Source organism: Aliikangiella coralliicola, from assembly GCF_007004725.1.
Classification (GTDB): domain Bacteria; phylum Pseudomonadota; class Gammaproteobacteria; order Enterobacterales; family Kangiellaceae; genus Aliikangiella; species Aliikangiella coralliicola.
In genome coordinates, this window is the sequence record NZ_ML660170.1 from 144,420 (window position 1) to 156,626 (window position 12,207).

Sequence of the window (12,207 nt, forward strand, 5' to 3'; positions counted from 1 at the left end):
ACTTTTCTTAAACTCAGATTTATTGGATGAAAAATGGCTCTTATCGAGCCATTTTTTCTATCGCAGCTATCTTTTCAACTTCATCCACTTGAATTCTTTGAGTTGGGTAGGCAATTTCAGCATTATTCGTTTCAATGATTTCCGCTATTTTCAGTAAAACCCGCTGTTTTATTTCGTGAAATTTTATCCAGTCAGTGGTTTTGGTAAAGGTATACACAAAAAAATCGATTGAAGAATCAGAGAATTGGTTAAAATTGACAATCAGCGTTTGATTCACATCGATATCCGGGTGCGATTGCAGCATTGACTTAACTTCAGCGACAATCGGTTCCATCTGCTTGATATCATCGTACCGAATTCCAATGGTTTCATAAATTCGACGATTTTTCATTCGTGATGGATTTTCCACTGTAATACTATTAAAAATCGCGTTAGGTACATAAAGAGGTCGTTTATCAAAAGTACGGATGCGAGTTTGCCGCCAGCCGATATATTCTACCGTTCCCTCAATATTGCGGTCCGGAGAACGTATCCAGTCGCCGACTGAAAACGGTCGGTCTAGATAGATGATTAATCCGCCAAAGAAATTCGCGAGCAAATCCTTCGCCGCAAAACCAACCGCAATACCGCCGATACCACCAAAGGCCAGCACCGCACTGATACTCACACCCATGGTCTGTAAAATCACTAATGTTGTGGTAATCGACACTGAAACTCTTAGCAGTTTGCTGATGGCTTCAATTGTGGATTGGTCGATTTTATCTTCATCGGCCTTATTAACATTTGACCGCATCAGGTTATTTTCACCTTCCCTGATAAAGCGCACCAAAAACCAGCTGACAACGATCACCAGACCAATATCTCGCACCGTTGTTTTTACCTGGTATCCGAACAGATAATTGACAATAATCCAGGTACCAACGCCCCAAATTAGCAAAGTAACTGGTGAAAAGAGCGACATCACTAGCGCGTCGTCCCATTCGTTTTTCGTTCTTTGAAGCTGTTTATGTAGCTTGTTATGGATTCTCTTCCATAAAAAGTTAACCAGAAGTGTCACAAAGACAACCAGGAACACTTTGATGATAAAAGTCGAATCTCCTAGATTTTCATCAAACCAGATCTCAATTTTCGTTAAATCCATCAAGAAAACTCCTGTTAAAAGAGATTGTTAAACTCGTTTAATCGAGCACTTAGTTGTTGCCAACGGTCACTCAATTTTAATTCGGCTAAGCCTGTTGGAGATGAAGACATTCTAAGCGAATTAAGTCGTTGATTCGATTTCGGAGACGTTGGGTAACCCTCCAGCTCTGCAAGCACTTTTAACGCAGCTTCTCTATCGTTGCAAACTAAAACCATATCGCAACCCGCATCTAATGCCGATCTGGCTCTTTGTCCATAATCACCAGCGGCTTCAGCGCCTTTCATCGATAGATCGTCCGAAAATATTACTCCATCGAACCCTAACTCCTGGCGCAAAATAGTTTGCAGCCAGACTTGCGAAAAACCAGCCGGTTGAGAATCGACCTTTGAATAGACAATATGGGCAGGCATCACCGCACCGAGTTCTTCTGCTAATCGGGCAAATGGGACCAAATCATTGTTCTTAATCGTTTCCAACTCGCGGTCGTCATAAGGAATTGCGAAATGTGAATCTGCTTCAACAGAACCGTGGCCGGGAAAATGTTTACCGGTAGCTCTCATTCCCCCTTTTTTCATACCTGAAATATAGGCACTGCCTAGTTGAACGATGGGCTCAACTTTAGTTGAAAACCCTCTGTCGCCAATAACCTGGCTGGTCTCAAAACCTAAATCCAGCACAGGCGCAAAGCTAATATCACAACCAACAGCCTGGACTTCCAACGCCATTAACTCTCCCAGATCATGGGCAAAGTCTTTAGCCTGCGGCAAATTTTGCTCGGCTAACCGCCCAAACTTCGCTAAAGACGGTAATCGAGAGAACCCGTCTTTAAACCGTTGCACGCGCCCGCCTTCTTGATCAACGGCAATGATAATTGAATCATTCACTTCACGAATTTGGTTTGTGAGTGTCAATATCTGATCCGCAGATTCGAAGTTTCTGCTAAAAATAATCAGACCGCCAACTTGCTGGTGCGCAATCAGTTCGCGATCTTTGTCTGAAAGCTGGGTCGATTCTATATCCAGCATTACCGGTCCTACATTTCCCATAAAACTTGCTCTCTTTATTTTCAACGATATTGTTTATTAAGTTTTTTAAAACTGAAACAACAAGAAAGTTTCAGCCATCTGGAACTAGATCAATCCCATAATCAACATTAAGAATATATGCTAACCTATTAATAAATATAAAAATTAAGTATTTCGGCACTACCAATGGTCTCAGCCAGCGAAGCTGAGTTCATCAACAAAGTCATCATTTTATATTGATTCGGCAATATATCGAATACATGGAGAAAACCGACTAACCCCGCGCTGAAAAGTTCCTAACTTAATTTCCGGAGGCTATTTTAACAAGCAAAAAAAATCCCGCAATCGCGGGATTTAAATTAAAAGGATAAATTAACTATTCTTTACCTAACAACTGCTTTTTCATTGTTGGGTTTAGTGGCTTATCACCAATCCAGGTTTTAAGAAAAGCGTCATAAAAGGCTTTTCCGGGAATTAACCCTTTTTCAGAGCCATTAATGGTAACCAAAGTACCTTTACCAGGTAAAAAATCAATCCAGACTTTATCACCTTGATTAATTTCAGAATTCCAGATTTTGTTGAACTGCTTGATCATTGGCTCTAGCGCCACAAGCTCATCTTCAGTGTGATTAACCGTGATACCTAAATTGAGTGCACGAATCAGTGCGTCGGGCTTAATAGATGAATTTTGACAATAAAGAACAAATCGCTTGGCACCGTCATTAGACAATATCTCCGATACCGATTCGGTATCATTTTGCAAATATAAGCCACCGACATAAACAGCCTGACGCGCATTACTTTTAACCGCAGCACCTTTTAAACGTAATTGCTCTCCGCCGGGAGAAACAGTTACCACCTCTTCTATTTCAACACCAGCTAACTCTTTTGCGACACACAAAGAAGACATGCCAAAGGCACTAAAAAGACAACAAAAACAGATAGATGCAATTCGATTCAAAACCCACCCCAAAAATTGTACGACGTGAAAAAACCAATCCTTGAGAAGCTCATTCTTATTGTAGTCAAAGGATTGCGAAGACTGAGATTACAATAAGAAACATCCTGATGCAACTCAATAATAGAACAATAATTAACCCACATCTAAGATACAGGTCACAACTTGGACATTAATTCACGCAATTGTCCACAATAAGCAGTGGACCTTAACAATGCCAATTAACCCGAGGCCGTAATTTTCGACAACACGAAATAGCGAATGTTCACCTAAAGCCCCTAAAAAGGTTGATAACTCGCTTCAAAAACCTCTCATGAGCAAAATTCCGCCTATTTATCTCCGTTTCAGATTATTTATTCAAGGACAGGCGTATTTTCGCCTTGATGGCAGTAAATTGGCAGTATATCCTCATGCCTGATTATTCGAGTATGACTCATCCCTTTTGGCGGGAAATATCAAATAAGGTAAATCCAAAATGAAAAAAAATACACCATTAAATAAGCTTGCGATGGCGCTTTGCCTGACCGGCGCACTGGCAGCTTGCCAGCCGGAACAAGCTAAAAAAGAAGAAATCAAACCAGCAGGCCCCACCGCGGCTGATGCCAGGGCTTATGTGGAAAAAGCAGAAAAACAGTTAGAAAAGGATTACGAATATCAAGGTCAGACTGCCTGGGTTCAGGCAAACTTTGTCACTGAAGATACCAATGCGCTGATGGCCAGAGTAAGCGAGCAGGCAACCAAGCTAGGCGTATCTCTTGCACTTGGCGCAAAAAAGTTTAATGACCTTGAGCTTGATTACGATACGCGCCGCAAACTGGAAATTCTTAAGGCAGGCTTAACGCTTCCTGCACCTGAAGATGACGCGCTAAACGCCGAATTAGCCAAGATAACTTCAAACCTAGATGCCATTTATGCTAAAGGTTGCACTGATAAAAACGAGTGCTTTAACCTTGGACAATTAAGCGGCATTCTTGCCGATCCGTCTAAAAGCAACCAGGAAAAATTGGATGCCTGGGTAAACTGGCGTCAAGTCTCACCACAAATGCGCAAAGACTATAAACGAATGGTAGAAATTGCTAATCAAGGATCGAAAGAGCTTGGGTTTGCAGATACCGGCGCGCTATGGCGTTCAAAATATGATATGCCTGCAGATGATTTTGCCAAAGAAATGGATCGTGTCTGGGGACAGGTAAAACCTTTGTATAATTCTCTCCAGTGCCATGTTAGAGCAAAACTGAACGAAAAGTACGGTGATGATGTTGTTTCCAAGACCGGGCCGATCCCTGCTCATTTATTGGGTAACATGTGGGCACAAAGCTGGGGTAATATTTTCGAAGATGTCGCACCACAAACCGAAGCCAAAGCAACCAATCTCACTGAACGTCTAACAGCAAAGCAATATAGTGAAGTTGAGATGGTTCGCACCGCTGAAGATTTCTTTGTTTCTTTGGGCTTTGAACGTCTACCTGATACTTTCTGGGACCGTTCTTTGTTTGTTGAACCGAAAGACAGAACCGTTCAATGTCATGCAAGCGCCTGGGATTTAAGCACTACTGATTACCGAATCAAAATGTGCATTAAGAAAAATGCTGAAGACTTTATTGTTATCCATCACGAACTCGGGCATAACTTTTACCAAAGAGCTTACAATCTAAAACAACCAATGTTGTATCGCTCTAGCGCTAACGACGGTTTTCATGAAGCTATCGGCGACACTGTTGCACTGTCGATCAATGATAGCTACTTAAAGGAAATCGGCCTGATCGATCAAATCCCTGACGAATCAGCGGATCTGCCGTTTCTGATGAAGATGGCCCTTGATAAAATTGCTTTTGTTCCTTTTGGCCTGATTGTTGATAAATGGCGCTGGGGAGTATTTAACGGCGAAATTCCAGCGGATAAATATAACGAAGGTTGGTGGAAACTGCGCGAAGAGTATCAAGGCGTAAAAGCACCAGTCGCAAGAACCGAAGAGAGTTTTGATCCTGGTGCTAAATATCACGTACCGGGCAGCGTTCCTTACTCGCGTTATTTCCTCGCTCATATTTTACAATTCCAGTTCCACCGTGAACTTTGTAAAATTGCCGGTAGTGAAGGTCCTCTGCACCGTTGCTCAATTTACGGCAGCAAAGAAGCTGGCGCTAAATTGAATGCAATGCTAGAACTTGGCATGAGCAAAACCTGGCAAGAAGCGCTTAAAACAATGACTGGTTCAGGAGATATGGACGCGTCAGCTATTCTTGACTATTTTGCACCATTACAAAAATGGCTTGATACTCAAAATGCTGGGCGCCAGTGTGGTTGGTAGTTCAACCTAAACTGTGACATCAAAAAGGGGGCAATTGCCCCCTTTTCTTTTGATATAACAAGGTTATTAGACCTGTTTATATTTGCTGACTACCACTGCGGCCTATTAGTATCCGTCAGAAAATAATACCAATTGTACGCCCTGAATGGACCAAGGTGCCCGTCCGCCGGTTGGAATTGGCATAGGCTCATATTTTAAACTTCCATCGGAATTCTTTTCATTATTCAGACATTCCACAATCAGATTTATAAACCGACTGGCCGCCACCTGATTTTTCCAGCTGCGATAGCCATCAGGCCAGTTCAAGCTCAGCTCCCTCGGTCTTGTCCCTCCCACGCCCGGAACTCTACCAATGTGTTCAAACCGATTTTCATGGTCTTCATACCCAGCTTCAACCATCAAAAAATCTAATCGGGACAAAATCGACGCCGATACTCGGCTATTCCAGCATGCCATTGGTATTCTATCGGGTTTATTGTTCAACCAATGAGTCGCAAATGAAGCCAACAAACTCCAACCACTGTTCATTTTCGCACTCGAATTTTCATCAGCAGAAATCGCCGATTTCATCACCTGGTAGACATTTTCCCAGGTGACATCCTTTTGTGGTACACCGGCCTGTAAAAATATTTCGTTAGCTGTTTTCACAGCCATATCTCTGTCTTCTTTATTCCACTCGGAACCATCTTTGGCCGTGCTTGTTTCGATCCCCTTCGCTAGTATTTCCGCCCGATACATTAATGCATCAGCCGAATGAGAAACCTGCATGAGGCCGTTGCGGGGCTTTGGCCAGAAAAACGCTTCAAGTCGATCATGCCAGCTACTCACCGCTTCGCCCACCGGCAATCGTTGGTACATTGGCGTAAATGGATCTTCTTCAATCCAGGCAACAATTGCGCTGGCGAACTCTTTGTCGGAAGCCGACTTATCAGGCACCACCGGCGGATAAATATCTTCGCCGATAACTTCCAGGCCATGGTCGTCAATAACCACAGGTGCATGACTGGGCGTTTCGATATCCGCCTGAATCCTTGCTTCTGCGTAGGCAGTAAATAAATCTTGTTCAAGAAAAGTCAGACCATCCCAATAATCGAGGGCCTGATCACTCAGACGCACCAATTCCAGCTCAGGATTATCGTCAGACTTGACCCGTTTTAGCATGTCTTGATTCATCAGAAAAAACGACTCACAAATCTGCGACTTATCACGGTAGTACCAGGGAACCATCAGCCGGTTGATCACTTCAAGACTAAATCGTTTATTTGCCTCAATAAGCTGATGCAACTTAGCATTCTCGGAAACAGCGGGCATCACACCTTCGCGCCAGGCTTCATGATCAGAAAATCGTTTAAACCAGACTTTCCAGGCACCGACATAAAGCGCACGAGGAATTTGATAATGGTCAGCACTTGGAAAAATGGTATTTTTCATAAGTTATTCCCGAATAAAAAATTACTAATAAGCATATTAAATGAATATTTTTATAATACAAAGTGCCGCAGTTAACTATTTAACTTCAATTTTGAGATAAAAACGCAAGAAGTTGACGGCATCTTTTTTATCACGGCCTGATTCTATTTTTTACGAAACCCTTGTAACTATAGACCAAGTTTCTCTAGAGCTAATTCCTATAGTGCATGTAAAACATGTCGGAGTATTTTCCTCGCCTGACATTTTAGCCAACCTTGGCGACCTCAAAACAGCAGAATACAGAGATTTTCTCGGCAACTGAGCTTCCATTGCAAAGCCGCTCTGCAAAGTGTGCAATTATCTGAAATTCGGTTAAAATAGCGCCCTATTTTGATTCAACCTTTATTCCTTTGCTAAGGAGCAACCATGGAACTCTCTGCGCTAACCGCAATATCACCGGCAGATGGCCGTTACGGCAGCAAAACTCAAGAACTTCGATCAATATTCAGCGAGTTCGGATTAATCAAATATCGCGTTATTGTAGAAGTCCGATGGTTACAAGCATTAGCGGCTAACGAAAAAATTCAGGAAGTCAGCCCTTTTAGTGAATTAGCCAACGAAATACTCAGTGCCATTATTGATGATTTCAGTGAAGCTGATGCACAACGCGTTAAAGACATTGAAAAAACGACCAACCATGACGTGAAAGCAGTTGAATATTTTCTTAAAGAAAAAACTGCCGACAACGAAGAAATTAGCGCAGTAGGAGAATTCATTCATTTCGCCTGCACATCAGAAGATATTAACAATCTTTCCTACGCGTTAATGCTGCAAGAAGCTTCTGTTGTTATCAACAAATACCAGGACGAAGTTGTCAATGCTATCGCCGACCTGGCACATCAATACGCTGAAATTCCGTTGATGTCCAGAACCCATGGGCAGCCCGCTTCACCAACTACGTTGGGTAAAGAAATGGCGAACGTTGTGGCTCGATTACAACGCCAGCAAGCCCAGTTTGGTCGCGTACAATTAATGGGAAAAATTAACGGTGCTGTCGGTAACTACAACGCCCACATTTCAGCTTACCCAGAAGTTGATTGGCCGGCGTTCGCCCAGGACTTTATTGAAAACCTGGGTTTAACCTGGAATCCTTATACCACTCAAATTGAGCCCCACGACTATATCGCTGAGTACTTTGACGTGATTTCACGCTTTAATACAATCCTGTTGGATTACGATAGAGACATTTGGGGTTACATTGCACTTGGGCATTTTAAGCAAAAGACAGTGGCTGGAGAAATCGGTTCGTCGACCATGCCCCATAAAGTCAACCCGATTGATTTTGAGAACTCAGAGGGAAATCTCGGGATCGCCAATGCACTTTTCACACACCTTGGTCAAAAACTTCCAGTTTCCCGCTGGCAACGTGATCTTTCCGATTCAACCGCTTTAAGAGCTTTAGGAATGGGTGTAGCTCACTCTTTAATTGCTTATCAGGCGACGCTCAAGGGAATCTCGAAATTGGAAGTTAACGAGCAATCGTTAGCGGAAGAACTGGACCAAAACTGGGAGGTTTTGGCTGAGCCAATCCAGACAGTTATGCGCCGTTATGGCATCGAAAAGCCCTACGAAAAACTAAAAGAGCTCACTCGTGGTAAACGCGTTGATCAAGCAGGTATGCAAGCTTTTGTTGATCAGTTGGAATTACCGCAGGAAGCAAAAGATTCACTGAAAGCACTGACACCAGCAAACTACATTGGCAATGCAGTCGATCAGGCCAAGAAAGTTTAATTAGTCAGTTGGTCCGATATTATGATTAATGTCGGACCTTACTATGTCGACCCCAATTAACGAACATTGCTGAAAAATACCGGCGACTCATGCTTCACAATTTCGACCCAGCCCACTTTCTCACTACCCATTGGCAAAAGTCACCTTGCCTGATCAAAAACGCACTAACCCATCGCCCCGAATACCTATCCGCAGAGGAACTAGCTGGACTATCACTTGAAGATGAAGTCGAATCACGAATTATTCGATGTGATAATAATCAGTGGCAGCTATTTCACGGACCATTTGACGAAGCCACTTTCGATCAGTTACCAGACTCTCATTGGACCCTGTTGGTTCAAACCGTTGACTATTGGCTACCTGAAGTTAGTGAATTTCTTAAGAATTTTAATTTTATCCCCCGATGGCGATTTGACGATCTCATGATCAGTTATGCAGTTAATGGCGGCGGCGTCGGACCTCATTTTGATAACTACGATGTATTTCTGGTGCAAACCAGCGGCGAAAGACGATGGCGTGTCGGACGTAAAGATGACATATCTCAGCCGGACTCTGTTATTGAAGGACTTCAACACGTCAAACCCTTCGATGCCGAGATTGATGCCATTATGCAACCGGGCGATATTCTTTATGTTCCACCAAGAACACCCCATTGGGGAGAATCCATTGGTGAATCCATTGGATACTCGGTTGGTTACCGAACGCTGCAAACTAAAGATGTGATCGCCCTGCTCGCTGGTGAATTTGAGTGTCCGGACGTAACCCCGGAAGTTGATGCTGAAGACTTCGCGTTAACACCACCAACCACAGAATCACTCAATGAGTTTTTTACGGATAAATACCGCAGTAAACCAAATTATTCGGGAAAAATAGAGCCAGAGCTCATCCAATGGGCTCAAAAAGAAATAATAAAAATATCTAATAATCAAGAGCTTATAACGTCTTTGTTAAGCAAGTTCTTAAGCAATCCTAAGATTGACTCTCCGGATCCTGTCGTCAGTCTTCCTGTCAATCAGTCCGAAAAACTGCACACAATCAAAATGATAGATGGGGTTAATGCCAACTGGTTTATTTCCAAAGATGGCATTATTGTTAATATTGAGGGAGAAACATTGGGGTTTCCGATTGAGAGCCAACCATTGATAGAAAGTGTACTTTCCGGTGAACCCCTTGATATTAGAGCGCTTCAGAGAGATCACCCTAAATTTGATTTTTCCAGATCTTTGGCTAGGCTAATAAATAAGGGGTATTTTCTGACGAGTTATTAAATTCTCAATAAATCTTAAATATTGGCAATGGGCATAACCGAGACTTTACATTTTAAAGAAGTCGACTGGTCGACGGCCGCGGGTGACATCATGGAAATCCGCAAGCGGGTATTTGTGATAGAACAACGATTCGAAAAGGAAATACTCTGCGATAACCGCGACGACAACAGTTATCATATTCTGGTTACCAACAATAATAAAGAACCTATCGCCTGCGGACGACTCTGCCCAAACGGACGCATCGGCAGAATCGCAGTCTTAATGAATTATCGCGGTAAGGGTATTGGAACTATGGTACTCGCCAAACTCATTAAAATTGCCGAAAAAAGCAGTATTCCCAGTCTTTCTCTTAATGTAGAAACGGATCTGAGCCCTTTTTATGACCAGCAAAAGTTTTATGCTGACGGACCCGTCTATATGAAGCAGGGCGTCCCCCACCAAAGAATGACCAAACGTCTCGCCTGAACGATAATAAGCACCGTTCGTATTCGTCTCAGCCTATCTTTTCAATACCGCCATGGTTAATCGAGAAATACAAATTTTATTGTCGGCTTGATCAGATATGCGAATGTCCCAGACCTGAGTTGATCGGCCCAAATGAACAGCGGACGCCTTCGCCAGCACGGTTCCAGAGCGAATAGACCTAAGATGATTGCTATTTACTTCCAAACCGACACAATAGTGATTTTCATCAACGGCCAGGTTAGCTGCTAAACTTCCCACTGTTTCAGCTAAAGCAATGGATGCGCCGCCGTGTAATATCCCCATCGGCTGATGAGTTCGCTCGTCAACGGGCATAGAAGCCACCAGGTAGTCCTCCCCTATTTCTGTCACTTCGATTCCCAAGTGGCTAACCATTGTTTTTTTTCTTTCCTGGTTAAGTTCTTCGACCGAAACCTGCTTTTTCCAGATTGTCATATTGATATTAGATTCCTGCTTACTTGTTTATATTATTCTTACTGTATGATTTTGCCTGTATTATTTTGGCAGGCTTATCTCAAATGTTTTATTTCAAATGTCTTGTATTGAGCATCATATCTTAATTTCGATTAATGCGATCAACCCAGGCCATACCTAGCGCTGATAATACAAAAGTCATATGAATGATGACATACCACATTAACTTAGTTTCGTTAGGCCCATCATTAGTAGAAATGTTCATAAATTGCTGTAATAAATGGATCGACGAAATGGCGACAATAGAAGCGGCAACTTTCTGTTTCAGCGATCCAGAATCGAGTTTGCCTAACCAGGATAGCTTCTCCGAACTTTCATCAATATCCAATTGAGAAACGAAGTTTTCGTAGCCAGAAAACATTACCATCACAATTAATCCGCCAACCAGCGATAAATCAACTAATGACAGGATAAAAAGTACCAGATTGGTCTCACTGGTACTAAAAATATCAGGAAAAACATGAATCACCTCCTGAAAAAACTTCAACCCCAGCATCAATAATCCCAAACTTAACCCAAGGTAAATGGGCGCTAAGGCCCACCGACTGGCATACATAATACGTTCAAAGATTTTTTCCATTTTTATTCAGTCCAGTAATTGTCAGCTTAACATTAGCGACTTTTTCACAAGAAAAGTAAATTATAGCGCCTGGGCAGCAAAATTAAATAACAGCTTCATTATTACGCAAAAGCGCTCTCCATTAGATTGTCTGCATTATTCGATATTCTTGTATTATTCGACAGTCTGTGATGAGAATTTTGGATATACTTTTACATAAAACCGGATTTATTCCATAATTCTGAAATGAACGCTACTAACGAAAATACCGACGACACTCAAAATGAAGGCCGCCAACCGCAAAAGATAACGCGAGTCCTTTCTCTAAAAGCGCTGTGTGAGTCAACTTACGATTACTTTTCAACCGCCAAACAGAAAATTCAAATCTATACGCGGAACCTTGATCCCAGGGTATTAAATAGCCGTGAGCTGGAACAATCGCTCTCTCGTTTCATTCGCTCCAGTCGTTTCGTTAAAGTGGAAATTTTGATAACCGAGGAAAGAAATTTGCAGGGTATTGATCACCGGTTAGTGAGTCTTGCACAAAAATATACCAGTTTTGTTTCAATTAAGGTGATCCCAAAGGATTATCACGAAAATCACTTTGCATTTTACTTAATTGACGGTCGAACATTGATTTATCGCAATGTCGCAGACAGGTATGAAAGTGAAATTCACCAGTTGCCCAGCAGTCATCTAAAACAGAAAACCAAGTATTTTGATGAAGTTTGGGAGAAAAGTTCACCGGCAATTCACTTGAGGGCGCTTCATTTATAAGCCTAAAGCGCAC

11 protein-coding genes are annotated in these 12,207 nt (G+C 42.4%); 5 read left to right on the top strand and 6 right to left on the bottom strand.

Translation table 11 applies throughout. The features are described 5' to 3' along the window. Positions 1 to 40: 40 nt before the first annotated feature. From FLL46_RS22715 to FLL46_RS22725, 3 genes are all read right to left on the bottom strand, one after another. Positions 41 to 1,141 carry a mechanosensitive ion channel family protein gene (locus FLL46_RS22715; RefSeq protein ID WP_142934048.1) on the bottom strand — a complete coding sequence of 367 codons (1,101 nt, stop codon included), beginning with the start codon at positions 1,139 to 1,141 and terminating at the stop codon, positions 41 to 43. 14 nt (positions 1,142 to 1,155) lie between these two features. Then, positions 1,156 to 2,187 (bottom strand): beta-N-acetylhexosaminidase, encoded by a 1,032-nt coding sequence (nagZ, locus tag FLL46_RS22720; protein WP_246119388.1) that lies wholly within the window; start codon positions 2,185 to 2,187, stop codon positions 1,156 to 1,158. Between the two features lie 355 nt (positions 2,188 to 2,542). Then, entirely contained in the window at positions 2,543 to 3,076 is a 534-nt protein-coding gene (locus FLL46_RS22725; RefSeq protein ID WP_168204293.1) for a chalcone isomerase family protein, read from the bottom strand. Between the two features lie 523 nt (positions 3,077 to 3,599). Between FLL46_RS22725 and FLL46_RS22730 the strand changes: the two genes are divergently transcribed. Further along, positions 3,600 to 5,432: a M2 family metallopeptidase gene (locus FLL46_RS22730; protein WP_142934052.1), complete on the top strand. Its 1,833-nt coding sequence runs from the start codon at positions 3,600 to 3,602 to the stop codon at positions 5,430 to 5,432. A 105-nt stretch (positions 5,433 to 5,537) separates the two neighbouring features. On the opposite strand, the gene FLL46_RS22735 is transcribed toward FLL46_RS22730, so the two are convergent. Then, positions 5,538 to 6,863, bottom strand: coding sequence for a hypothetical protein (locus FLL46_RS22735; protein ID WP_142934054.1), 1,326 nt, complete (start codon positions 6,861 to 6,863; stop codon positions 5,538 to 5,540). 405 nt (positions 6,864 to 7,268) lie between these two features. Here FLL46_RS22735 and purB point away from each other — a divergent pair, with 405 nt between their 5' ends. From purB to FLL46_RS22750, 3 genes are all read left to right on the top strand, one after another. Next, positions 7,269 to 8,633, top strand: coding sequence for an adenylosuccinate lyase (gene purB, locus FLL46_RS22740; protein ID WP_142934055.1), 1,365 nt, complete (start codon positions 7,269 to 7,271; stop codon positions 8,631 to 8,633). Between the two features lie 89 nt (positions 8,634 to 8,722). Further along, positions 8,723 to 9,901, top strand: a complete 1,179-nt coding sequence (locus FLL46_RS22745; RefSeq protein WP_142934057.1) for a cupin domain-containing protein — start codon at positions 8,723 to 8,725, stop codon at positions 9,899 to 9,901. Between the two features lie 27 nt (positions 9,902 to 9,928). After that, the gene (locus FLL46_RS22750) at positions 9,929 to 10,366 is read left to right on the top strand and encodes a GNAT family N-acetyltransferase (protein ID WP_142934059.1); all 438 of its coding nucleotides are present in this window, start codon (positions 9,929 to 9,931) and stop codon (positions 10,364 to 10,366) included. 33 nt (positions 10,367 to 10,399) lie between these two features. On the opposite strand, the gene FLL46_RS22755 is transcribed toward FLL46_RS22750, so the two are convergent. Continuing rightward, complete coding sequence (locus FLL46_RS22755; RefSeq protein WP_142934060.1) at positions 10,400 to 10,819, bottom strand: hotdog fold thioesterase; 420 nt, start codon at positions 10,817 to 10,819, stop codon at positions 10,400 to 10,402. A 121-nt stretch (positions 10,820 to 10,940) separates the two neighbouring features. Beyond that, positions 10,941 to 11,438, bottom strand: coding sequence for a TIGR00645 family protein (locus FLL46_RS22760; RefSeq protein WP_142934062.1), 498 nt, complete (start codon positions 11,436 to 11,438; stop codon positions 10,941 to 10,943). 225 nt (positions 11,439 to 11,663) lie between these two features. Here FLL46_RS22760 and FLL46_RS22765 point away from each other — a divergent pair, with 225 nt between their 5' ends. Further along, positions 11,664 to 12,194, top strand: a complete 531-nt coding sequence (locus FLL46_RS22765) for a DUF7931 domain-containing protein (RefSeq protein WP_142934064.1) — start codon at positions 11,664 to 11,666, stop codon at positions 12,192 to 12,194. Positions 12,195 to 12,207 lie beyond the last annotated feature (13 nt).

Coding starts and splice junctions, on each gene's coding strand:
- FLL46_RS22715 (WP_142934048.1), bottom strand. CDS start 1,141: ATGGATTTAACGAAAATTGAGATCTGGTTTGATGAAAATCTAGGAGAT.
- nagZ (WP_246119388.1), bottom strand. CDS start 2,187: ATGGGAAATGTAGGACCGGTAATGCTGGATATAGAATCGACCCAGCTT.
- FLL46_RS22725 (WP_168204293.1), bottom strand. CDS start 3,076: ATGTCTTCTTTGTGTGTCGCAAAAGAGTTAGCTGGTGTTGAAATAGAA.
- FLL46_RS22730 (WP_142934052.1), top strand. CDS start 3,600: ATGAAAAAAAATACACCATTAAATAAGCTTGCGATGGCGCTTTGCCTG.
- FLL46_RS22735 (WP_142934054.1), bottom strand. CDS start 6,863: ATGAAAAATACCATTTTTCCAAGTGCTGACCATTATCAAATTCCTCGT.
- purB (WP_142934055.1), top strand. CDS start 7,269: ATGGAACTCTCTGCGCTAACCGCAATATCACCGGCAGATGGCCGTTAC.
- FLL46_RS22745 (WP_142934057.1), top strand. CDS start 8,723: ATGCTTCACAATTTCGACCCAGCCCACTTTCTCACTACCCATTGGCAA.
- FLL46_RS22750 (WP_142934059.1), top strand. CDS start 9,929: ATGGGCATAACCGAGACTTTACATTTTAAAGAAGTCGACTGGTCGACG.
- FLL46_RS22755 (WP_142934060.1), bottom strand. CDS start 10,819: ATGACAATCTGGAAAAAGCAGGTTTCGGTCGAAGAACTTAACCAGGAA.
- FLL46_RS22760 (WP_142934062.1), bottom strand. CDS start 11,438: ATGGAAAAAATCTTTGAACGTATTATGTATGCCAGTCGGTGGGCCTTA.
- FLL46_RS22765 (WP_142934064.1), top strand. CDS start 11,664: ATGAACGCTACTAACGAAAATACCGACGACACTCAAAATGAAGGCCGC.